At 71.5% G+C, this 22286-nt stretch carries 20 protein-coding genes; 14 read left to right on the plus strand and 6 right to left on the minus strand.

The annotated features are described in order from the left end of the window. Window positions 1-53: 53 nt before the first annotated feature. The 7 genes from ACFUN8_RS08465 (at window position 54) to ACFUN8_RS08495 (ending at window position 8252) form a co-directional block, all read left to right on the plus strand. Window positions 54-458, plus strand: a complete 405-nt coding sequence (locus tag ACFUN8_RS08465; protein WP_382563056.1) for a cell division protein SepF — start codon at window positions 54-56, stop codon at window positions 456-458. A 63-nt stretch (window positions 459-521) separates the two neighbouring features. Next, window positions 522-917 carry a nucleotide pyrophosphohydrolase gene (locus ACFUN8_RS08470; RefSeq protein WP_383633450.1) on the plus strand — a complete coding sequence of 132 codons (396 nt, stop codon included), beginning with the start codon at window positions 522-524 and terminating at the stop codon, window positions 915-917. Between the two features lie 177 nt (window positions 918-1094). After that, complete coding sequence (locus ACFUN8_RS08475; protein ID WP_383633452.1) at window positions 1095-1586, plus strand: DUF6099 family protein; 492 nt, start codon at window positions 1095-1097, stop codon at window positions 1584-1586. Window positions 1587-1763: 177 nt separating this feature from the next. Beyond that, a complete protein-coding gene (locus tag ACFUN8_RS08480; RefSeq protein WP_383633455.1) occupies window positions 1764-2714 on the plus strand; it encodes an LLM class F420-dependent oxidoreductase in 951 nt (316 codons plus the stop codon). Window positions 2715-2751: 37 nt separating this feature from the next. Next, window positions 2752-3693 (plus strand): homocysteine S-methyltransferase, encoded by a 942-nt coding sequence (gene mmuM / locus ACFUN8_RS08485; RefSeq protein ID WP_383633458.1) that lies wholly within the window; start codon window positions 2752-2754, stop codon window positions 3691-3693. Window positions 3694-4080: 387 nt separating this feature from the next. Further along, the gene (locus ACFUN8_RS08490; protein ID WP_383633461.1) at window positions 4081-5601 is read left to right on the plus strand and encodes a 3' terminal RNA ribose 2'-O-methyltransferase Hen1; all 1521 of its coding nucleotides are present in this window, start codon (window positions 4081-4083) and stop codon (window positions 5599-5601) included. Continuing rightward, window positions 5598-8252 carry a polynucleotide kinase-phosphatase gene (locus ACFUN8_RS08495; RefSeq protein ID WP_383633464.1) on the plus strand — a complete coding sequence of 885 codons (2655 nt, stop codon included), beginning with the start codon at window positions 5598-5600 and terminating at the stop codon, window positions 8250-8252. The genes ACFUN8_RS08490 and ACFUN8_RS08495 overlap by 4 nt, the downstream gene beginning before the upstream one ends. Window positions 8253-8398: 146 nt before the next feature. Here the strand turns inward: ACFUN8_RS08495 and ACFUN8_RS08500 are convergent, their stop codons facing one another. Continuing rightward, window positions 8399-9541 (minus strand): glycoside hydrolase family 88 protein, encoded by a 1143-nt coding sequence (locus ACFUN8_RS08500; RefSeq protein ID WP_383633467.1) that lies wholly within the window; start codon window positions 9539-9541, stop codon window positions 8399-8401. Between the two features lie 196 nt (window positions 9542-9737). Here ACFUN8_RS08500 and ACFUN8_RS08505 point away from each other — a divergent pair, with 196 nt between their 5' ends. Beyond that, window positions 9738-10970 carry an arginine deiminase gene (locus ACFUN8_RS08505; protein ID WP_383633470.1) on the plus strand — a complete coding sequence of 411 codons (1233 nt, stop codon included), beginning with the start codon at window positions 9738-9740 and terminating at the stop codon, window positions 10968-10970. A gap of 132 nt (window positions 10971-11102) precedes the next feature. Next, window positions 11103-12134 (plus strand): ornithine carbamoyltransferase, encoded by a 1032-nt coding sequence (gene argF / locus ACFUN8_RS08510; RefSeq protein WP_383633473.1) that lies wholly within the window; start codon window positions 11103-11105, stop codon window positions 12132-12134. Between the two features lie 59 nt (window positions 12135-12193). Here argF and ACFUN8_RS08515 read toward each other — a convergent pair whose 3' ends face one another. Further along, window positions 12194-12613 carry an ATP-binding protein gene (locus ACFUN8_RS08515; RefSeq protein WP_383633475.1) on the minus strand — a complete coding sequence of 140 codons (420 nt, stop codon included), beginning with the start codon at window positions 12611-12613 and terminating at the stop codon, window positions 12194-12196. 378 nt (window positions 12614-12991) lie between these two features. Between ACFUN8_RS08515 and ACFUN8_RS08520 the strand changes: the two genes are divergently transcribed. Together ACFUN8_RS08520 and ACFUN8_RS08525 are read left to right on the plus strand one after the other, a co-directional pair. Then, window positions 12992-13819, plus strand: coding sequence for an enoyl-CoA hydratase family protein (locus ACFUN8_RS08520; protein ID WP_383633478.1), 828 nt, complete (start codon window positions 12992-12994; stop codon window positions 13817-13819). A 62-nt stretch (window positions 13820-13881) separates the two neighbouring features. Beyond that, entirely contained in the window at window positions 13882-16218 is a 2337-nt protein-coding gene (locus tag ACFUN8_RS08525; RefSeq protein ID WP_383633634.1) for a bifunctional salicylyl-CoA 5-hydroxylase/oxidoreductase, read from the plus strand. A 12-nt stretch (window positions 16219-16230) separates the two neighbouring features. Here ACFUN8_RS08525 and ACFUN8_RS08530 read toward each other — a convergent pair whose 3' ends face one another. Genes ACFUN8_RS08530 through ACFUN8_RS08540 form a run of 3 tightly spaced genes read right to left on the minus strand, consistent with a single transcriptional unit; the run spans window position 16231 to window position 17928 of the window. Next, window positions 16231-16665: a hypothetical protein gene (locus tag ACFUN8_RS08530; RefSeq protein WP_383633481.1), complete on the minus strand. Its 435-nt coding sequence runs from the start codon at window positions 16663-16665 to the stop codon at window positions 16231-16233. Window positions 16666-16708: 43 nt separating this feature from the next. After that, entirely contained in the window at window positions 16709-17527 is an 819-nt protein-coding gene (locus ACFUN8_RS08535; RefSeq protein WP_383633484.1) for a PaaX family transcriptional regulator C-terminal domain-containing protein, read from the minus strand. 29 nt (window positions 17528-17556) lie between these two features. Then, window positions 17557-17928, minus strand: a complete 372-nt coding sequence (locus ACFUN8_RS08540) for an ArsR/SmtB family transcription factor (protein ID WP_383633487.1) — start codon at window positions 17926-17928, stop codon at window positions 17557-17559. Between the two features lie 102 nt (window positions 17929-18030). Between ACFUN8_RS08540 and ACFUN8_RS08545 the strand changes: the two genes are divergently transcribed. Next, window positions 18031-18894 (plus strand): SDR family NAD(P)-dependent oxidoreductase, encoded by an 864-nt coding sequence (locus ACFUN8_RS08545; RefSeq protein ID WP_383633490.1) that lies wholly within the window; start codon window positions 18031-18033, stop codon window positions 18892-18894. A 42-nt stretch (window positions 18895-18936) separates the two neighbouring features. Here ACFUN8_RS08545 and ACFUN8_RS08550 read toward each other — a convergent pair whose 3' ends face one another. After that, entirely contained in the window at window positions 18937-20592 is a 1656-nt protein-coding gene (locus tag ACFUN8_RS08550) for an AMP-binding protein (RefSeq protein ID WP_383633493.1), read from the minus strand. Between the two features lie 106 nt (window positions 20593-20698). Between ACFUN8_RS08550 and ACFUN8_RS08555 the strand changes: the two genes are divergently transcribed. Then, window positions 20699-21817: an acyl-CoA dehydrogenase family protein gene (locus ACFUN8_RS08555; protein WP_383633496.1), complete on the plus strand. Its 1119-nt coding sequence runs from the start codon at window positions 20699-20701 to the stop codon at window positions 21815-21817. Continuing rightward, complete coding sequence (locus tag ACFUN8_RS08560) at window positions 21814-22218, plus strand: RidA family protein (RefSeq protein ID WP_383633499.1); 405 nt, start codon at window positions 21814-21816, stop codon at window positions 22216-22218. The genes ACFUN8_RS08555 and ACFUN8_RS08560 overlap by 4 nt, the downstream gene beginning before the upstream one ends. Window positions 22219-22286 lie beyond the last annotated feature (68 nt).

The raw sequence follows: 22286 nt of genomic DNA on the forward strand, positions 1-22286 counted from the left end.
GAGGGGCGGGAGGATGGCCGCATGCAGACACAGTGCGCGGGCGGGGTGATCCGGTGAGCAGGTACGGCGGTTACGACAGATACGACGCCACCGACGAGCAGTGGGAGGGCCTGGCTCAGGTCGTCCCACTGCGGGGCCGCAACGAGTGGCCCTCGCGGGTCGACCACCGGGCGATCCCGGAGGACTACGCCGCCGAGCAGCGGCGATTCGTGGTCCTGCGGGTGCAGGTCTTCGCCGACGCGCGTGATGTCGCGGAGCATCTGATCGCGCAGATCCCGGTGCTCCTCGACCTGACCGGCGCCGACACGGACGTGGCCAAACGCATCCTGGACTTCAGCAGCGGCGTCGTCTTCGGGCTCGGCAGCGGCATGCACCGGGTCGACCGCAACGTCTTCCTCCTCGCGCCGGCCGGCACCGAGGTCGAGGGGATCGCGGCGGCGGCCGTCCAGCAGCCGTGACCTGGTGTCGCCGGTACAGCCGGCACGCGCGACACCTCCGACGCAACTGATACATCTGGGTCCGTGACTGAACTTGATGTACAGGGATTGCAGCGCAGACTGGTGGAGTTCGCGGCGGCGCGGGAGTGGGAGCCGTACCACACACCGAAGAACCTGGCCGCGGCGCTGAGCGTCGAGGCGTCCGAACTGCTGGAAATCTTCCAGTGGTTGACGCCCGAGCAGTCGGCGCGGGTGATGGAGACCCCCGGGTCGGCGCACCGTGTGCGGGACGAGGTCGCGGACGTGCTGGCGTATCTGCTGCAGTTCTGCGACGTGTTGGGGATCGACGCGCTGACCGCGCTGTCGGAGAAGATCGACCGGAACGAGCTGCGCTTCCCGCCGAGTGACGACCGCTCCCAATCCCGGTCCCAGTCCCAACCCCAGCAACCGCCGGCGCCGACGGCGTCCACATCCGACTGATTCGTCACTCTGCGGAGTGAGCGAGTTATTCACAACCGGCTTCCTGTCCACAGATTTCCGAATTCCTCTGGTCTTTCTGTTGCCAACCCCTCACTCTGGGTAATGAAGTAAGTGGGCAGGGTGTTCGACAGACGGGGACAGCCGGACAGATCGGACAGACGGAGACGGGGATGGCGAATGGACGCGGAAAGGCTCATCGGAGCCGGCCGGGTTGCCTTGGCCCGGAGCGGAGCACCGCTGGAAATAGTGGCGGAAGCCTGGCAGGCGCAGGCGCTCGCCCAGGCGATCGGGGACCAACTGGCCCTGCACGGACCGCAGGAGCTGAGGACGGAGGCAAGAGGTCTCGCTGAAACGGGCGCGCGGGGCGGCGCGTCACCTGATCACCCTTCGCTTCGCGCCGGAGGGATACGGGCGGCACGGCTCTCGACGGTGATGGACCCGCGCAGTGCGTTGACCGGGCTCGGTGTGCTCCTCGGCGAGGTGGGGATCGCGCTGGTCTCGGTGGCCTGCGGGACGGACGAGGAGGGGTTGTACTGGCAGTGCATCGAGGCGATCGACGCGGCCGACGAGTCGAACGACCGGGTGCTGGGCATGCTGCGCAAACTCACCGCGCAGGACGAGGTGCGGGAGCGGGACCGGGTGCGCGAGACGGAGAAGGAGAGGGGATGAGGAAGCGGGCATGGACGGACTGAGGACCGACCCGAGGAGCGGACCGAGGCTCGGGCCGAGGAGCGGCCCGGCATACGGTCCGACGAACGGGCGAGGGTGTGAAGGGCCGAGAGGGGAATGGGTGGGGCCCGGCGAGGAGGCGCGGCCGACGGGCGCTCGAAGGTGCAGGATGGATGCATGGATCTTCGAATCTTCACCGAGCCCCAGCAAGGGGCGAGCTACGAGACGCTGCTGATCGTCGCCAAGGCGACGGAAGACCTCGGCTTCGACGCCTTCTTCCGCTCCGACCACTATCTGCGGATGGGCTCCGCCGACGGCCTTCCCGGCCCCACCGACGCCTGGATCACACTGGCCGGTCTCGCGCGCGAGACCAAGCGGATCCGACTCGGCACCCTGATGACGGCAGGCACCTTCCGGCTGCCGGGCGTGCTCGCCATCCAGGTCGCGCAGGTCGACCAGATGTCGGGCGGCCGGGTCGAACTGGGCCTGGGCGCGGGCTGGTTCGAGGAGGAGCACAAGGCGTACGGAATCCCGTTCCCCAAGGAGAAGTTCGCCCGCCTTGAGGAACAACTGGCCATCGTCACAGGGCTGTGGAGCACGCCGCCCGGCGAGACGTTCTCGTACGACGGGACGCACTACCAACTGGCCGACTCACCCGCGCTGCCCAAGCCGGCCCAGTCCAAGGTCCCCGTACTGATCGGCGGACACGGCGCGACGCGCACCCCGCGCCTCGCCGCGCAGTACGCGGACGAGTTCAACATCCCGTTCGCCTCCGTCGAGGACAGCGAGAAGCAGTTCGGCCGCGTGCGGGACGCGGCGGTCAAGGCCGGACGGAAGGCCGACGACCTGGTGTATTCGACCGCGCTGGTCGCCTGCGTGGGCAGGACCGACGCGGAAGTGGCCCGCCGGGCCGCATCCATCGGACGGGAGGTCGAGGAACTGAAGGCGAACGGACTCGCGGGCTCGCCCGCCGAGGTCGTCGACAAGATCGGTCGGTACGGAGCCATCGGCGCGTCCCGTATCTACTGCCAGATGCTGGACCTGGACGACCTCGACCACCTGGAACTGCTGTCCTCCCAGGTCCAGTCCCAGCTCGGCGCCGACCTGGTCGAGCAGTCCCCGCACTGAGCCGAGCTGTCCGCCGATCGAGGACAGGGAGGTGTCCGTGAAGCCCGTCCGCACACTCGCCGCCGCGCTCGCCGAGGGCAGCCTTGTCCTCGACGGCGGTCTCTCCGACCAACTGCGGGCGCAGGGCTGTGATCTGTCCGACGACCTGTGGTCGGCGCGGCTCCTGGACGACGGCCCGGAGCAGATCGAGGCGGCCCACGCCGCCTACGTACGGGCCGGCGCCCAGGTGCTGATCACCGCCAGCTACCAGGCGACGTACGCGGGCTTCGCCCGCCGGGGCGTCGGGCGGGACCGGGCGTCCGAACTGCTGGCCGACAGCGTGGCGCTGGCCCGGCGGGCCGGGGCCGGGGTGGGGCGGGAGATCTGGGTCGCCGCGTCGGTCGGGCCGTACGGGGCGATGCTCGCGGACGGCGCCGAGTACCGGGGACGGTACGGGCTGTCGGTGCGGGAGTTGGAACGGTTCCATCGGCCGAGGATCGAGACGCTGGCCGCTGCCGGGCCGGACGTCCTGGCGCTGGAGACGGTGCCGGACACCGACGAGGCCGAGGCGCTGCTCAGGGCGGCCGAGGGATGCGGAGTGCCGCTCTGGCTCTCGTACACGATCGCGGGCGACCGTACGCGCGCCGGCCAGCCGCTGGCCGAGGCGTTCGCCCTGGCGGCGGACGTGGACGACGTGATCGCGGTGGGTATCAACTGCTGCGACCCGTCCGACGCGGACCGAGCCGTGCCACTGGCGGCCTCGACCACGCGCAAACCGGTCGTGGTCTACCCGAACAGCGGCGAGACGTGGAACGCGACAACGAGGGGGTGGGTGGGGGAGGGGAGGGGGGAGGGGCCCCTCCCCTCGCTGTTCTCGGCCGACCGCCTCCGCGCCTGGCGGCGCGCCGGCGCCCGGCTCCTCGGCGGCTGCTGCCGCGTCGGCCCCACCCGGATCGCCGAGGTGGCGACCCTGCTGGACGCGGGGAGCGCAGGTCACTGACCGCCGGTGCTCGGGGGGCTTCCCCGTTCCCTCGGCGCCGGCTGTGGGATGGCGGCCCGAACCTCGCGGTCGTCCCGGTCCTGTCCGATCCGCCGGACAGGACCTGGGTGTGCCCGCTGAGTACGCAGGATGCGTAGCCACACTCCACAAGAACGGCCGTCGGCCGGGACCGCCCCGAGCACGGCGTGACTGGCGTGACATATGGGAGTCGCGAGTGCGGGTGTGACCTGCGATCCCGACCCCACGCCCGCCCACCCCACCCACGCCCGCCCTTCCCCCACACCCGGACTAGGTGCACCCCAGCGGACGCCGAGCGGTCCGCTGTGACATCGCGTGTCGTCGTAATCCGCTACCGGTACGGGTCGTCCGGCACACATACTCGGTCAGGTGTTCCTTACGATCAGTACGACCGGCACCCCTGAACGCCCCGCGACCGACCTCGGGTTTCTGCTGCACAAGCATCCCGACAAGGCGCAGACGTTCTCCACCTCCCACGGCACCGCGCACGTCCTCTACCCCGAGGCGTCCGTCGAGCGCTGTACGGCGGCGCTCCTGCTGGAGGTCGATCCGGTGGCCCTCGTCAGGCGCGGCAAGAAGAAGGGGCGGGGTGGCGCGCCCGACGCGGCGCTCGCGCAGTACGTCAACGACCGTCCGTACGCCGCGTCCTCGCTGCTCGCCGTCGCCCTGAGCACCGTCTTCAAGAGCGCCCTGCGCGGCGTGTGCAACGCGCTGCCCGAGCGCGCGGCCGCGCCCCTGCCCCTGCGGATCGAGGTGCCCGCCGTGCCCGCGCGCGGTGGCGCCGAGCTGGTCCGCGGTCTCTTCGGGCCGCTGGGCTGGACAACGGTCGACGTGCGGCCGGTCGCGCTGGACGAGACGTTCCCCGTGTGGGGCGAGTCCCGCTACGTACAGCTCGTACTGGAGGGGGAGCTGCGACTCGCGGACGCGCTGCGGCAGTTGTACGTGCTCCTGCCGGTGCTCGACGACACCAAGCACTACTGGGTCGCGCCCGACGAGGTGGAGAAACTGCTGCGGGCCGGTGAGGGCTGGCTGGCCGACCACCCGGAGCGGCAGCTCATCACCAGCCGTTATCTGAACCGCCGTTGGGGCCTGACCAGGGAGGCCACCGAGCGGCTCGAACTGGTCCGGCTCGCCGAGGCCGACGACATCGGCGTCGAGGCGATCGACAACGCCGTCGAGGACCCGGCGCCGGAGGCCGACGACACTCCGACGGAGAATGCCCACGACACCCCGACGGAGAACGTCGAGAAGGCCGTCTCCCTCGCCGAGCAGCGCCGCGAGGCGATCCTCACCGCCCTGCGCGACGCGGGCGCCGGCAGTGTGCTCGACCTCGGCTGCGGCCAGGGTCAGCTCGTACAGGCCCTGTTGAAGGATGTGCGCTTCACGAAGGTGGTGGGTGTCGACGTGTCGGTACGCGCGCTCACCGTGGCAGCGCGCCGGCTCAAGGTGGAGCGGATGAGCGAGCGCCAGGCCGAGCGCGTCGCGCTGATGCAGAGCTCGCTCACGTACACGGACAAGCGGCTCAAGGGGTACGACGCCGCCGTGCTCAGCGAGGTGATCGAGCACCTTGACCTGCCGAGGCTGCCCGCCCTGGAGTACGCGGTGTTCGGTACGGCGCGGCCCGCGACCGTCGTCGTGACCACGCCGAACGTCGAGTACAACGTCCGCTGGGAGACGCTGCCCGCCGGACATGTGCGCCACCGGGACCACCGCTTCGAGTGGACCCGCGCGCAGTTCCGCGCCTGGGCGGACCAGGTGGCGCTGCGGCACGGGTACGCCGTGCGGTACGTACCGGTGGGACCGGACGACCCCGAGGTGGGGCCGCCCACGCAGATGGCCGTGTTCACCGTCGCCGCGACGGAGACGAAGAAGGAGGAGAAGGCCGCATGAGCAGCAACGAGACGGCGGACGAAGCAGCGGACAAGACGGCGGACCAGGCGGCGGACAAGACCGCGGACCAGGCAGTGCGCGAGACAGTGCACGAGACCACTCCCGCCCGTGTCCTCCCCGTCACCGACCTCTCCCTCGTCGTCCTGATCGGCGCCACCGGCTCCGGCAAGTCGACCTTCGCGCACTCCCACTTCAAGCCCACCGAGGTCATCTCCTCGGACTTCTGCCGCGGCCTCGTCGCCGACGACGAGAACGACCAGAGCGCCAGCGGCGACGCCTTCGACGTGCTCCACTACATCGCGGGCAAGCGCCTCGCCGCCGGTCGGCGCACGGTCGTCGACGCCACCAACGTCCAGCCGGAGAGCCGCAAGCAGCTCGTGCGGCTCGCCAGGGAGCACGACGTGCTGCCCATCGCGATCGTCCTCGACCTGCCCGAGGCGGTCTGCGCCGAACGCAACGCCGTCCGCCCCGACCGGGCCGGCCTGCCCCGCCATGTCATCAAGCGCCACCAGCGGGAACTGCGCCGTTCGCTGCGCGGCCTCGAACGCGAGGGCTTCCGCAAGGTCCACGTCCTGCGAAGCGTCGAGGAGGTCGAGCGCGCGCAGGTCGTCACCGAGCGCCGCTACAACGACCTCACCCACCTCACCGGCCCCTTCGACATCATCGGCGATGTCCACGGCTGTCGCTCCGAGCTGGACACACTGCTGGCCGATCTGGGTTACGCGGACGGCGACGGCGCCCACCCCGAGGGCCGCACGGCGGTCTTCGTCGGCGACCTCGTCGACCGCGGCCCCGACAGCCCCGGTGTGCTGCGCCGCGTGATGCGGATGGTCGGCGCGGGCAACGCGCTGTGCGTCCCGGGCAACCACGAGAACAAGCTCGGCCGCTGGCTCAAGGGCAGAAACGTTCAGGTCACGCACGGACTCGCCGAGACCGTCGAGCAGTTGGCGAAGGAGGACGACGCCTTCCGCGCGGAGGTGGGGGCCTTCATCGACGGCCTCGTCAGCCACTACGTCCTGGACGGCGGCAAGCTGGTCGTCTGCCACGCCGGGCTGCCGGAGAAGTACCACGGCCGTACGTCGGGCCGGGTCCGTGCGCACGCGCTGTACGGCGACACGACGGGTGAGACCGACGAGTTCGGTCTGCCCGTCCGCTATCCGTGGGCCGAGGACTACCGGGGCCGGGCGGCCGTCGTGTACGGCCACACCCCCGTACCGAACACCTCCTGGATCAACAACACCATCTGCCTCGACACCGGTGCCGTCTTCGGAGGCAGGATGACGGCGCTGCGCTGGCCCGAGCGCGAGCTGGTCGACGTACCGGCGGAGCGCGTCTGGTACGAGCCGGCCAAGCCGCTCGACACGCAGGCGCCCGGCAGCCGCGAGGGCCGGCCGCTCGACCTCGCCGACGTGCACGGTCGGCGTGTCGTGGAGACCCGTCACATGGGCCGGCTCGCGGTGCGCGAGGAGAACGCGGCGGCGGCCCTGGAGGTCATGAGCCGCTTCGCGGTCGACCCGCGGCTCCTCGCCTATCTGCCGCCGACCATGGCACCGACCGCGACCTCCCGCGAGGAGGGCTATCTGGAGCACCCGGCCGAGGCGTTCGCGCAGTACCGCGACGACGGCGTGGCGCGGGTCGTGTGCGAGGAGAAGCACATGGGCTCGCGCGCGGTGGCGCTGGTGTGCCGCGACGCGTCCGTGGCGCGCGAGCGCTTCGGCATCGGCGACCCCGACGACGACGGCGCACCGACCGGCGCGCTGCACACCCGCACGGGCCGCCCCTTCTTCGACGACCCGGCGGTCACCGAGGAGATCCTGAGCCGCCTCCGTACGGCGATCGGCGCCGCCGGTCTCTGGGACGAACTCGACACGGACTGGCTGCTGCTCGACGCCGAGCTGATGCCCTGGTCGCTGAAGGCCACCGGCCTCCTGCGCACCCAGTACGCGGCGGTCGGCGCGGCGGCGGGCGCCGTCTTCCCGGCCGTGACGGGCGCGCTCGAAGCGGCCGTCGGCAGGGGTGTCGACGTGGGCGCGCTGCTGGCCGTCCAGCGTGAACGGGCCACCGACGCGGCCGCGTTCACGGAGGCGTACCGCCGCTACTGCTGGGAGACGGACGGCCTGACGGGCGTACGGCTCGCGCCGTTCCAGCTCCTCGCCGCGCGGGGCCGCAGCCTGGCCGCCGAACCGCACGACCGGCAGCTGGCCTGGATCGACCGGCTGACCGAGCACGACCCGACCGGTCTGCTCCAGGTCACCCGCCGTCTCGTCGTGGAGACGGGCGACGAGGAGTCGGTACGGGCCGGGGTCGACTGGTGGCTGGAGATGACGGGGCGCGGCGGCGAGGGCATGGTCGTCAAGCCGCTCCAGGCGCTCGTACGGGACGGCAGGAAGCGGCTGGTCCAGCCGGGCATCAAGGTGCGCGGGCGTGAGTACCTGCGGATCATCTACGGCCCCGAGTACACGCGCCCGGAGAATCTGGATCGGCTGCGTGGCCGGTTCCTCGGTCACAAGCGGTCGTTGGCGCTGCGGGAGTACGCGCTGGGGCTCGAAGCGCTGGACCGGCTGGCGGACGACGAGCCGCTGTGGCGCGTCCACGAGGCGGTGTTCGCGGTGCTGGCGTTGGAGTCGGAGCCGGTGGATCCCCGGCTGTAGCCGCATGGATGCCGTCAGCTTCATGGGTGTTGTCTCGGATCCGTGTCCGGTGCCTCGACGGGCGGTCGGTGGCCGCGCGCCGAGGCACCGAACGGGGCACCGGAGGATCCGCCGGACAGGGCCCGGCCCGATCGGCAGGACACTCCCTAGCGGGCCAGGCCGGCCAGCTCCGTTCCCGCCAGGAGGAACGCCCCCACCCCGAAGTCCGCTGTCGAGTTGTAGGTGATCGGCTGGCTCGACTCGGGCCGGTCGCCGACGTTCTGGACGTATCCGAGGAAACCGTCGGCGTGCACGGCCGTCGCCACCATCCCGTTCCAGGCGCGGGCGGCGACGGGCAGGTATGTCGCGGACGGCACGAGCTGTGCGCCGATGGCGTACGCGGCGCCGTAGGCGAAGAAGGACGTACCGCTGGTCTCCGGGCCGGGCAGATGCGCCGGGTCGCCGAGGTTGACGTTCCAGAAGCCGTCGGTGCGTTGGAGAGGCCCGAGTGTGGTGACGAGCCGGGTGAGGGTGTCGCGGTACTCGGGAACGTTGGGCGCCCCCGCGGGCAGTGCCTTGAGGACCTTGACATGGCCGGCCGCCACCCAGCCGTTGCCGCGCGACCACAGGACGGGCTTGCCGCTGGGGGAGAGGATCCTGCCGGGCAGGAAGCGGTCGTCGCGGTACCAGAGGCCACCCAGATCGGGGGCCCACAGTCCGGGCCCACCTTGCACGCGCTTGGTGTGGTTGTAGAGGCGCTGGAGCTTGGTGGAAAAGGCGCTGTCGTTGCGCAACTGGCCGAAACGGGCGAACGGCGGCATCGCCATGTGCAGCGCGTCGTCCCACCACCAGTCGTCGTTCTTGTTGGGCTGGTTGGTGATCATGCGGCGCAGCGTGTCCTCGGCCGCGGTGAGCTTGCGCGCCTCGGGCTCGATCTCGTGGAGGTCGAGATAGGTCTGGATGGCGTTGTGGTTGTCCGCGTGCCGGGTGGTGACGCCGCCGAGGATGCCGTAGTTGTGCTTCTCGGCCCAGGCGCGGGCGTAGTTGAGGTAGCGGGCGTCGCGGGTGAGCCGGTGGACGGCCATGAGCCCGCTGAAGAAGGTGGCGCGGGCCCAGCCGTTGTTCCCCGAGTCGCCGTGCGTGCTGATCCAGTGGTCGGTCACGCGGCGCAGCACGGCGATGATCTCGGCGCGGGAAGGCAACTGGGCGGAGGGCGGGGCGGCGTGCGCCGCGGGGGCGAGCAGGAGGGGCAGGGCGGGGGCGGTCAGTGCCAGGGCGGCCCCCCGAACGATCAGTTGTCGTCTATCCATGTGAACAACCTCTCTCGTCTTGGACTGAATATCGTGCAGGTCTAGACCTTGGCATGTCCATGGTGCGTAGTTGACTTTCCGAACGCGGACCCGCATTCATATCCATACGAATCGTTCATCGACATGACTCGCCGCCGACGGAGAGGGACTTCCTCATTCCCCGCGTGAACGGCACCCGATCCGCCAGGATGGGGTCATGGGATTCCATGTCGACTCCGAGACCGGGCGGCTGCGCCGCGTCATACTGCACCGCCCCGACCTGGAGCTGAAGCGGCTCACCCCCGGCAACAAGGACGCGTTGCTCTTCGACGACGTGCTGTGGGTGCGCCGCGCGCGTGAGGAGCACGACGGCTTCGCCGACGTCCTGCGCGACCGGGGCGTCAAGGTCCATCTCTTCGGCGACCTGCTGCGGGAGTCCCTGGACATCCCGACGGCCCGCGCGCTCGTCCTGGACCGTGTCTTCGACGAGAAGGAGTACGGCCCGCTCGCCACCGATCACCTCAGATCGGTCTTCGACCAGCTTCCGACCGGCGAACTGGTGGAGGCGCTGGTCGGCGGTATGACCAAGCGGGAGTTCCTGGACAGCCACGCCGAACCGACCTCCGTCCGCTTCCATGTCATGGACCTGGACGACTTCCTGCTCGACCCGCTGCCCAACCACCTCTTCACCCGCGACACCTCCGCCTGGATCTACGACGGCGTGTCCATCAACGCGATGCGCTGGCCGGCCCGGCAGCGCGAGACCGTCCACTTCGAGGCGATCTACAAGCACCACCCGCTCTTCACCGGCCCGGACGCGGGGCCCTTCCACCACTGGTCCGAGGGGCAGGACGACTACCCCTCCACCATCGAGGGCGGGGACGTCCTGGTCATCGGTGAGGGTGCCGTGCTGATCGGGATGAGCGAGCGCACCACACCGCAGGCCGTCGAGATGCTGGCGCGCGGGATGTTCGAGGCGGGCTCCGCCCGGACGATCGTGGCGCTCGACATGCCCAAGCGGCGTGCCTTCATGCACCTCGACACCGTCATGACCATGGTCGACCGCGACATCTTCACGCAGTACGCGGGCCTCGGCATGCTCCGCTCGTACACCATCGAGCCGGGCGCGGGCGGGAACGAACTCAAGGTGACCGACCATCCGCCGGAGCACATGCACCGCGCGATCGCCGCCGCCCTGGGGCTCGACGAGATCCGTGTCCTGACGGCGACCCAGGACGTGCACGCGGCCGCGCGTGAGCAGTGGGACGACGGCTGCAACGTGCTGGCCGTCGAGCCGGGGGTGGTCGTGGCGTACGAGCGCAACGTCACCACCAACACGTATCTGCGCAAGCAGGGGATCGAGGTGATCGAGATCCGGGGCAGTGAGCTGGGCCGGGGGCGGGGCGGCCCCCGCTGTATGAGCTGTCCGATCGAACGGGACGCGGTCTGACGGGGCGCGGGGTTCTCCTGGGCCGGGCCATCCACGCCCCCTGTATATCAATACGGAAGGTCGTATATAGTTCCAAGGTCTCTGTATCGGTCCCCGTACAGGTCTCCGTATTCGCGACGCAGGAGCAGCCACATGGCGATACAACTCGCAGGCCGCCACTTCCTCAAGGAGCTCGACTTCACCGCCGAGGAGTTCCGGGGGCTGGTCGAGCTGGCCGCCGGGCTCAAGGCCGCGAAGAGGTCGGGCAACGAGGTGCAGCTCCTGCGCGGCAAGAACATCGCCCTCATCTTCGAGAAGGCGTCGACGCGTACGCGCTGCGCGTTCGAGGTGGCCGCCGCCGACCAGGGCGCCTCGACCACGTACATCGACCCGACCGGCTCGCACATCGGCAAGAAGGAGTCCGCCAAGGACACCGCGCGCGTGCTCGGCCGGATGTTCGACGGCATCGAGTTCCGCGGCGACGCGCAGGCGACCGTCGAGGAGCTGGCCGCCTACGCCGGGGTGCCCGTTTTCAACGGGCTCACCGCCGACTGGCACCCCACGCAGATGCTCGCGGACGTGCTCACGATGACCGAGCACACCGACAAGCAGTTGGAGCGGATCGCCTTCGCCTATCTCGGCGACGCCCGCTACAACATGGGCAACTCCTACCTCGTCACCGGCGCGCTGCTGGGCATGGACGTAAGGATCGTCGCGCCCCGCGCCTACTGGCCCGCCGACGACGTCGTCGCCCTCGCCCGTAAGTCCGCCGAGGTCAGCGGCGCCCGGATCACGCTCACCGAGTCGATCGCGGAGGGTGTCGGCGGCGCCGACTTCGTGGCCACCGACGTGTGGGTGTCGATGGGGGAGCCGCAGGAGATCTGGGACGAGCGCATCGCGGCCCTCGGGCCGTACAGCGTGACGATGGACGTGCTGAGCGCCACCGGGAATCCGGACGTGAAGTTCATGCACTGCCTCCCGGCCTTCCACGACCTGGGGACGGTCGTCGGGTGGGAGATCCACGAGCGCCACGGGCTCACGGAACTCGAAGTGACCGACGAGGTGTTCGAGTCCGCGCACTCCGTGGTCTTCGACGAGGCGGAGAACCGGCTGCACACGATCAAGGCCGTGCTCGTCGCGACGCTGGCACCGGACCCGGTCACGCCGCGGGGTGCGGCGCGCTGACCTTCACGGTGTCGGGCGCGCTCGCGTCCACGGTGTCGGGCGCGCCTACGGCCACGGTGTCAGCGCGCCGACAGGGTGAACCAGACCGCCTTGCCCTGATCCGTCGGACGGTGACCGCAGTCGGCGCTCAGCGTACGGATCAGCAGCAGGCCCCTGCCGTGCTCCTGCCAGGGGTCGGGTACGCGGCCGGGCACCGGCGTCGACAGGTCGCCCGGCGGGCCCGGGTCGCCGTCGTGGACCTCGATCTGGCAGCCCGAGGGCAGTAGCTCGACCACCAGCTCGATGGGGATGTCCGGACTGGTGTGCTCGACGGCGTTGGCGACCAGCTCCGCCGTCAGCAGCTCCGCCGTGTCACTGTCCGCCGTCGGTCCGATGTCGGCCAGCGCCGTACGGATCAGGGCACGCGCCATCGGCACCGCTGCCGCGCTGTGCGGCAGGGTGATGCGCCAGGAGGCGGTGTCCGATGCTTCGTCGAGCAAGGCGGGGAATCCGTTCGGGACTGTGCGGGGGGCCGTGAGGTCGTGAGGCGTAACACGGGGAGTCTCCCGACACACGTGGGCTTGAGCCCAACCTTACGGAGCGTGAGCGGCATAACAAGAGGCAGCGGACCGCCGGATATGGGACCTCCGCCACTTATGGCCCGGGACCTTCGGCGGCGCCGGGCGGGATCCGGAGGGTGTGGCGCGGCCCGCTCACGGCCTGGCGCACGGTATCGCCCACGGCGTGGCGTGCGGCTTCGCGCACCACGGGCGTGCGGCTTCGCGCACCGTATCGCGCACTCGTGACGGCGGTCACAGACGAGTGATACCTTTCTTGCGAAGGTCCGCCCAGCATCGAGCTGAAGGAGGCCGCACCCCATGAGCCCGTTCTCCGGTTCCACCCCCCGCACCGAGGAGTGGCGCCATCTGCGGCTGACGCGCGAGGACGGTGTCGCGACCGTCACCCTCGCCCGTCCCGACAAGCTCAACGCCCTCACCTTCGGCGCCTACGCCGACCTGCGCGATCTGCTCGCCGAGCTGTCCAGGGAGCGGTCCGTACGCGCCCTCGTCCTGGCGGGCGAGGGGCGTGGTTTCTGCTCGGGCGGCGACGTGGACGAGATCATCGGTGCCACGCTCTCCATGGACACCGCCCAGCTCCTGGACTTCAACCGGATGACCGGGCAGGTCGTCAGGGCCGTACGTGAATGCCCGTTCCCGGTGATCGCCGCCGTGCACGGGGTCGCCGCCGGTGCCGGCGCCGTCCTCGCGCTGGCCGCCGACTTCCGTATCGCCGACCCCACCGCGCGCTTCGCGTTCCTCTTCACCCGCGTCGGTCTCTCCGGCGGCGACATGGGCGCGGCGTATCTGCTGCCGCGCGTCGTCGGCCTCGGACACGCCACCCGGCTGCTGATGCTCGGCGAACCGGTGCGCGCGCCCGAGGCGACACGCATCGGTCTCATCAGCGAGTTGACCGACGAGGGCGCCGCCGACACCCGCGCCGCCGAACTCGCCCGCCGCCTCGCCGACGGCCCGGCCCTCGCGTACGCGCAGACGAAGGCGCTGCTCACCGCCGAGCTGGACATGCCGCTCGCCGCGTCCGTCGAACTGGACGCCGCCACACAGGCGTTGCTCATGAACGGCGAGGACTACGCCGAGTTCCACGCCGCCTTCACCGAGAAGCGGCCCCCCAAGTGGCAGGGCCGCTAGCCGTGTCGGGCGCGGGGACAGCCGCCGAGGCCCTGCCCGCCGAGCCCCCGGCCGCTCAGCCCCTGAAGGTCGCCGAGCCTCTGCCCGCCGAGCCTCTGAAGGTCGCCGTCATCGGCGGCGGACCGGGCGGGCTGTACGCCGCCGTGCTGCTCAAGCGGCTCGACCCCCGACGCGAGATAACCGTCTGGGAACGCAACGCCCCCGACGACACCTTCGGCTTCGGGGTCGTACTCTCCGACGAGACCCTGGGCGGCATCGAGCACGCCGACCCCACCGTCCACGGCGCCCTGCGGGGCGAGTTCGTGCGCTGGGACGACATCGACATCGTCCACCGGGGCCGCACCCTGACCTCCGGCGGCCACGGCTTCGCCGCCCTCGGCCGCCGCCGGCTCCTGGAGATCCTGCACGAGCGCTGCGCGTCCCTGGGCGTACGGCTCCGCTTCCGCACCCAGGCACCGCCCGCCGCCGAACTCGCCGCCACCCACGACCTGGTGATCGCCGCCGACGGGGTGAACAGCCGCACCCGCGAGAGCCACGCCGATGTCTTCCGGCCCACCGTCACCACCGAGCGCTGCCGCTACATCTGGCTCGCCGCCGACTTCGCCTTCGACGCGTTCCGCTTCGAGATCGCCGAGACCGAACACGGTGTGATGCAGCTCCACGGCTACCCGTTCTCGGCCGACGCGAGCACCGTCATCGTCGAGATGCGCGAAGAGGTCTGGCGCGCGGCGGGGTTCGACGCGCTCGACGAGCGGCAGTCCACCGAGCGGTGCGCCAAGATCTTCGCCGACACGCTCGGCGGGCGGGCGCTGCGGGCCAACAAGTCGTCCTGGACGGCGTTCCGCACGGTCGTCAACGAACACTGGAGCCACGGCAACACGGTCCTCATCGGCGACGCCGCCCACACCGCGCACTTCTCCATCGGCTCCGGCACGAAGCTCGCCGTCGAGGACGCCCTGGCGCTCGCGGCGTGTATCGAGGAGCGGCCCGATCTGCCGGCCGCGCTCGCGGCGTACGAGACCGAGCGGCGCCCCGTCGTGGAGTCGACGCAGCGCGCGGCGGCGGCGAGTCTGCGCTGGTTCGAGGAGCTGGCCACCTATGTCGACCAGCCCGCCCGGCAGTTCGCGTTCGGCCTGCTCACCCGCAGCCGCCGCGTCACCCACGACAATCTGCGGCTGCGCGACGCCCGTTTCACGGGGGCGGTGGAGGCGGACTTCGGCTGCGCGCCCGGTACGCCCCCGATGTTCACCCCCTTCCGGCTGCGCGGACTGACCCTGCGCAACCGGGTCGTGGTCTCGGCCATGGACATGTACGTCGCCGAGGACGGCGTTCCCGGCGACTTCCACCTCGTGCATCTCGGGGCGCGCGCGCTCGGCGGGGCGGGGCTCGTGATGACGGAGATGGTGTGCGTCAGCCCGGAGGGCCGGATCACACCGGGCTGCAGCGGGCTCTGGACGGACGAACAGGGCGCGGCCTGGCGGCGGGTGACGGACTTCGTGCACAACGGCGCCCCCACGGAGGCCGGTTCGGCGGAGGCCGGGGCCGGGGCCGGCGCCGCCATCGGCATCCAGCTCGGCCACTCGGGACGCAAGGGCTCCACCCGCCTCATGTGGGAGGGCATGGACCGGCCGCTGCCGGACGCCAACTGGCCGCTGTCCGCCGCCTCGGCGCTGCCGTACCTACCGGGCATCAGCCAGGTCCCGCAGGCGCTCGACCGGGCCGGACTCACCTCGATACGCGAGCAGTTCGCCGCCGCGGCCCGCCGGGCCGCCGACGCGGGGTTCGACCTGCTCGAACTCCACTGCGCCCACGGCTACCTGCTCTCCGGTTTCCTCTCCCCCCTGACCAACACCCGGACCGACGCCTACGGCGGCGACCTCACGGGAAGGCTCCGCTACCCGCTCGAAGTCTTCGACGCCGTACGGGAGTTGTGGCCCGCCGACCGGCCGATGACCGTCCGGATCTCCGCCACCGACTGGACCCCGGGCGGCAACACCGCCGAGGATGCGGTCGAGATGGCGCGCGCGTTCGTCGCGCACGGGGCCGACGCGATCGACGTGTCGACCGGGCAGGTGGTCCCCGAGGAACGCCCCGAGTTCGGCCGCTCCTACCAGACACCGTTCGCCGACCGCATCCGCAACACCCTCGGGGTCCCGGTGATGGCCGTCGGCGCCATCTCGTCCTGGGACGACGTCAACTCGCTCCTGCTGGCGGGCCGCACGGACCTCTGCGCCCTGGCCCGCCCCCACCTCTACGACCCGCACTGGACCCTTCACGCGGCGGCCGACCAGGGCTACAGCGGCCCGGCCGCACCCTGGCCCCTGCCGTACCGCGCGGGCAGCCGCACACCTCCGACGGGCCGCACGGACGGCCCGAAGCCGAGGTTGACCCTCTCCTGACATGAGTGGGTGTCAGGCCGACGTCAGGCACTCGTGGCAGAGGCAGCCGCCCGGGTGCGGGATGCCCGCGAAGGTCTCCTGGCGGTAGAGCGCCGCGAGGCGTTCGAGGCCCGTCGCCCGCTCCCGCGCCAGCTCCTCCGTGTGGCCCTCGATCCCGAGCTTGCCGGCCCGGCGCAGCACCGCCGGGGTGTGCACGAGCTTGGCCCGGAAGGTGTGCAGATGGCGGGTCGACGTGTCGATGGTGATCCAGTGGCCGGTGTTGCGGGCCTGGCCGACCGTGGTCAGTTCCATGTTGCCCATGCCGGCGTAGGTGGAGACGACGAACACACGCGCGCCGCCCCGGTACGCCTTCGTGCCGGGGCGCAGCTCCTGTCCGCCGTCGCCGTACCGCCGCCACCGCACGATGTTGGCGACGACCATCCACTGCGGTTCGGGTGCTTCGTCCATGCTCCGCATGATGACGGCGGACGGCCGGTCGAGTCATCCGATTTCAGGCCGGGTGGACGAACTCCGCCCCGGCGTCGCGCAGTTGGGTGTGCAGCGCCGTGAAGACCTCCGCCGAGCGTCCGCCCGGCCAGTCCGCCGGCAGCAGTTCCCTCGGCAACCCGGGGTCGGCATACGGCAGTTGGCGCCAGGAGTCGAGCGCCGGCAGATAGTCCCGGTAGGCGGACTCGGCCGGATCGGCGGCCGGGCCGTGAGTCTCCCACCGTCGCAGCACCGGCTCGTGGACCGCCAGGAACTCCTCGTGCAGGGTGGCGATCTCCCCGAGGTCCCACCACCGGCCCACCGCCTCCGCCGTCGCCGCGAAGCCCAGGTGTTCGCCGCGGAACAGGTCGACGTACGGGTCGAGTCGCAGCCGCTCCAGCGCGTGCCGCGTCTCCTCGTACAGATGGCCGGGTGCGATCCACACGCCCGGCGCGGCGGTCCCGAAGCCCAGCCGGGCGAGCCGTGACCGCAGCAGATGGCGCTTGTGCCGCTCGGCCTCGGGGACGGAGAACACCGCGAGCACCCAGCCGTCCGACAGCCGGGGCGCGGGGCGGTCGTAGATGCGCCGGTCGCCGTCGTCGAGGAGTTGCCGGGCGTCGGCCGAGAGCGCGTATCCCGCCGCGCCCTCGGGCGTGCGTTCGGCGATCAGCAGCCCCCGGCGTTTGAGCCGCGACACCGACGACCGCACCGACGGCGCGTCGACCCCGAGCGCGCCGAGCAGCCGGACCAGCTCGGCCACGGCGAGCGGCGCGCCGTCCGGTGTCCGGCCGTACGCGCCGTAGAGGGTGACGATCAGGGATCGCGGGGTGTGCTGCTCGGCCACGTGATCACTCTAGGGCCTGTTTTCGAAGGCTAGGGCCTGTCCGCCAAGGGGCGCCGTCCGCCTGCGGGCGGGGTGCCTTCCGCGAGAACGAGTGCCAGCAGGCCGGGGAACCGCGCCTCGAATTCGGGCTGCCGCAGCCGGTTGAGCCTGCGCGCGCCCTTGTCCACCTGCTCCAGAAGTCCGGCGGCGCGCAGGACCGCGAAGTGGTGGCTGGCGGTCGCCTTCGAGACGGGCAGGTCGAACGTCCCGCATGCCCGGCTGAAATCCGGTTCACCCGCGCATTCGCGCAGGATCGAGCGCCGTACCGGATCGGAGAGGGCGTTGAGCGCGTCCTGCAGGGTCACGTCCTTCGGGTCGGCGTGGACCAGATTTCTGGCACGGGGCGCGACCGGCTCGGCCATCGCGGAGCCCTCCCTCCTCGGCTTGACATGTTAGATCGCCATCGTACAGTGGCAAGTGTTCGATCGGAATCTAACTAAGAATCCAACCAAGTGGAGCGTGCCATGTCGGCGTCGAGCAGCAACGGGCCGCGAGTGGCCGTGGTCACCGGAGCCAGCCGGGGAGCGGGCAAGGGCATCGCCCTCGCGCTCGGGCAGTCGGGCGCGACCGTCTACGTCACGGGTCGCAGCCGGCAGTCGTCCGACTCGCCCTACGGCGGGACGGTCGCGGAGACCGCGGCGCTCGTCGACGAGGCCGGCGGCCGAGGCGTCCCGGTCTCCGTCGACCACGCGGACGACGGCGCCGTGGCGGAGTTGTTCGCCCGGATAGGACGCGAGCACGGCCGGCTCGACATCCTGGTCAACAACGCCGCCGCGGTGGTCAACACCATGTCCCCCGGCGGGTTCTGGGAACAGCCGCTGGAGGCCGCCGATGTCATGGGGGTCGGCCTGCGGTCGCACTACGTCGCGAGCTTCCACGCCGCACCCCTGCTGATCGCCGGCGGCCGGGGCCTGATCGTGAACACCGGCCACTACGGCGCCGTGTCCTACCACCTCGGACCCGCCTACGGTGCCCAGAAGGCCGGCGCCGACAAGATGGCCGCCGACATGGCCAAGGACCTGCGCCCCCACCACGTCGCCGCCGTCTCGATCTGGATGGGCGGGCTGGACACCGAGCGCGCCCGCGCGCACTTCGCGACACTGCCCCCTGAGGCCAGGCCGACGGCCAGGCGCGAGTCCCCGCAGTTCACCGGCCGGGTGATCGCGGCCCTCCACGCGTCGGACGACCTCATGCGGCTCTCCGGCAGGGCGCTGATCGGGGCCGAACTGGGCGCGCACCTCGGTGTCACCGACATCGACGGCAGCGCCCCGCTGTCCCTGCGGTACACCCTCGGCGGACCACCCGAACCCCACCCCAGCCTGTACTGAGCCCCCGGCCCGCACTGCCCCCGGCCCGCACCGAGATCCCGCTCAGGCGTCCGGCCGCAGCCGGAAGCGCTGGAGTTTGCCCGTCGGAGTACGGGGGAGCGCGGCCAGGAACTCGAAGACGCGCGGGCATTTGTACGGCACCAGCCGGGACGTGACGAACGCCCGCAGCGCCTCGCGCGTCTCCTCGCCCGGCCGTACGCCCTCGCGCAGGACGACGTACGCCGCCACGATCTGGCCCCGCAGCTCGTCGGGGTGGCCCACGACCGCCGCCTCCGTCACATCGGGGTGCGCCAGCAGCGCCTCCTCGACCTGGGGGCCCGCGATGTTGTATCCCGCCGAGATGATCATGTCGTCGGCGCGCGCGACATAGCGGAAGTAGCCGTCCGGCTCCCGGACGTAGGTGTCGCCGGTGAGGTTCCAGCCGTCGCGTACGTAGACCGACTGGCGCGCATCGGAGAGATAGCGGCAGCCCACCGGGCCGCGTACGGCCAGCAGCCCCGCCTCCCCGTCGGGCAGCGGGTCGCCGGACTCGTCCACGACCCGCGCCTCCCAGCCGGGCACCGGCACGCCCGTCGTGCCGGGCCGGACCGCCTCGTCGGCGGCCGAGATGAAGATGTGCAGCAGCTCCGTCGCGCCGATGCCGTTGATGACGCGGATCCCGGTCCGGTCGTACCAGTCCTGCCAGGTGGCGGCGGGCAGATTCTCCCCGGCGGACACGCAGCGGCGCAGACCGGAGATGTCGTAGGTCCCCGCGGTCCCCGCGCTCCCCGCGGCGCCGAGTTCGTTCAGCATCACGCGGTACGCCGTCGGCGCCGTGAACAGCACCGACACCCCGCGCTCGGTGACGGCCGCCAACAGCTGCCTGGGGCCCGCCTGTTCGAGCAGCAGTGCCGACGCGCCCGCGCGCATCGGGAAGACGACCAGGCCGCCGAGCCCGAAGGTGAAACCGAGCGGCGGACTGCCGGCGAACACGTCGTCCGGCTCCGGGCGCAGCACATGGCGCGAGAACGTGTCCGCGATGGAGAGCACATCGCGGTGGAAGTGCATACAGCCCTTGGGTCGTCCCGTGGTCCCCGAGGTGAACGCGATGAGCGCGACGTCGTCGGCCGCCGTCTCCACCGCCTCGTACCGCTCAGGCTTCCCCGCCGCCAGCCGCAGCAGATCGTCCGGCGCGTCCCCTCCGTACGTCGCGACGCGCAGCCCCGGCACGTCCGCCTCGACCAGGTCGTCCACCGACCGGATGTCGCAGAGCGCGTGCCCGACCCGGGCGATCTCGCACATCGTGGCCAGCTCCCGCGCCCGCTGCTGGGCGAGCACGGTCACCGCCACCCCGCCCGCCTTGAGCACGGCCAGCCAGCACGCGGCCAGCCAGGGTGTCGTCGGGCCGCGCAGCAGGACCCGGTTGCCCGGCACCACGCCCAGGTCGGAGGTCAGGACGTGCGCGATCCGGTCGACCTGGGCGCGCAGTTGGCCGTACGACCAGCTGCCGCCGGACGGGAGATGGAAGACGGGGCGGTCGGCGCCGAAGCGCTCCACCGTGCGGTCGAGCAGTTCGACGGCGCAGTTGAGCCGGTCGGGCCCGCGCAGTCCGGGCGGGTCGAAGACCAGCTCCGGCCACTGTTCGGGCGGCGGCAGATGGTCGCGCGGAAAAGTGTCGCGGTGCGCCGAGGGTGTGAGAACCGCCGGTGTCAGCTCCATCGTTCGCCCCCTCGTGGGGTGGCTTGGTGGCCTTGTGCATCGAGCGTATCGTGTAGGTGACGACAGTCAACAGTCCGCGATAGACGCGATTCAAGTGAGGGCCCGGATGCCCGTATTCTCGCTCGATCCGGCACAAAAGTCCTGGTGCGACGAGCTGCGCGCCGTCGCCGCCGACCGGCTGCGCCCACTCGCCGAGAAGGGCGAGCCCGGCCGGATCAACCGCCCGCTGGTCGCCGCCCTCGGTGAGCTGGGGCTCCTCGGCCGCATGCTGACCGCCGGAGCGCTCGATCTCTGCCTGCTGCGCGAGTCCCTGGCCCACGGCAGTACGGAGGCCGAGACGGCGCTCGCCCTGCAGGGCCTCGGCAGCTACCCCCTCGTCCAGGCCGGCACCGACGAACAACGGGCGCGCTGGCTGCCCGAGGTGGCGGCGGGCCGCGCCGTGGCCGCGTTCGCGCTGAGCGAGCCGGGCGCCGGATCCGACGCGGCGGCGCTCGCGCTCAGCGCCGTACCGGAGAAGGGCGCGGCCGGCGGCTGGCTGCTCAGCGGCGAGAAGCGCTGGATCTCCAATGCGCCCGAGGCCGACTTCTACACCGTCTTCGCCCGGACCACCCCGGGCGCCGGCGCGCGCGGCGTCACCGCGTTCCTCGTCCCCGCCGACCGGCCGGGACTGACGGGCTCGCCGATCGAGATGCTCTCACCGCATCCCATCGGCGCCCTGGCCTTCGACTCCGTACGCGTGAGCGCCGCCGACGTGCTCGGCGAGGTGGACGCGGGCTTCCGCGTCGCCATGAACACCCTCAACCTCTTCCGCCCGAGCGTCGGCGCCTTCGCCGTCGGCATGGCCGGTGCCGCCCTGGAGGCGACGCTCCTGCACACCGCCGACCGCACCGCCTTCGGCGGCCCGCTCAAGGACCTCCAGTCCGTGGCCCACCAGGTGGCGGAGATGGCCACGCGTACGGAGGCGGCCCGGCTGCTGGTGTACGCGGCGGCCGAGGCGTACGACTCCGGGGCGCCGGACGTGCCGCGCCGCTCCGCGATGGCGAAGCTGTTCGCGACGGAGACCGCGCAGTACGTGGTCGACGCCGCCGTCCAACTGCACGGCGCCCGCGCCCTCCAACGCGGCCACCTGCTGGAACACCTCTACCGCGAGGTCCGCGCGCCCCGGATCTACGAGGGCGCGACCGAGGTCCAACGCACCATCATCGCCAAGGAGTTGTACGGATGAGCCTGCAGCGGACCAACCCCGCGGAACTCGCCCCGCCCACCGGTTTCTCGCACGCCGTGAGCGTGACGGCGACGGAAGGACGGCTGGTGTTCCTGGCCGGGCAGACCGCGCTCGACCCGGCCGGCGAGGTCGTGGGGGAGACCCTGGTCGAGCAGTTCGAGACGGCGCTCGGCAATCTCCTCGCCGCGCTGGCCGCGACGGGCGGCGCCCCCGCCCATCTCGCGCGCGTCACCGTCTACGCCACCGACGTCGCGGACTACCGGGCGCACGCCGCCGAACTGGGCCGGGTGTGGCGGCGGCTCGCCGGCCGCGACTACCCGGCGATGGCGCTGATCGGCGTGGTCAGACTCTGGGACGAGAGCGCGCTGGTGGAGCTGGACGGCATCGCGATGGTGCCCTGAACCCACCTCAACTCCCCCCTCCGCACCGCGAAGTACCGTGGACCGGTCTACGGAGATCGGAGCATGCC

The sequence above is a fragment of the Streptomyces sp. NPDC057307 genome, from assembly GCF_042667665.1.
GTDB lineage: Bacteria > Actinomycetota > Actinomycetes > Streptomycetales > Streptomycetaceae > Streptomyces.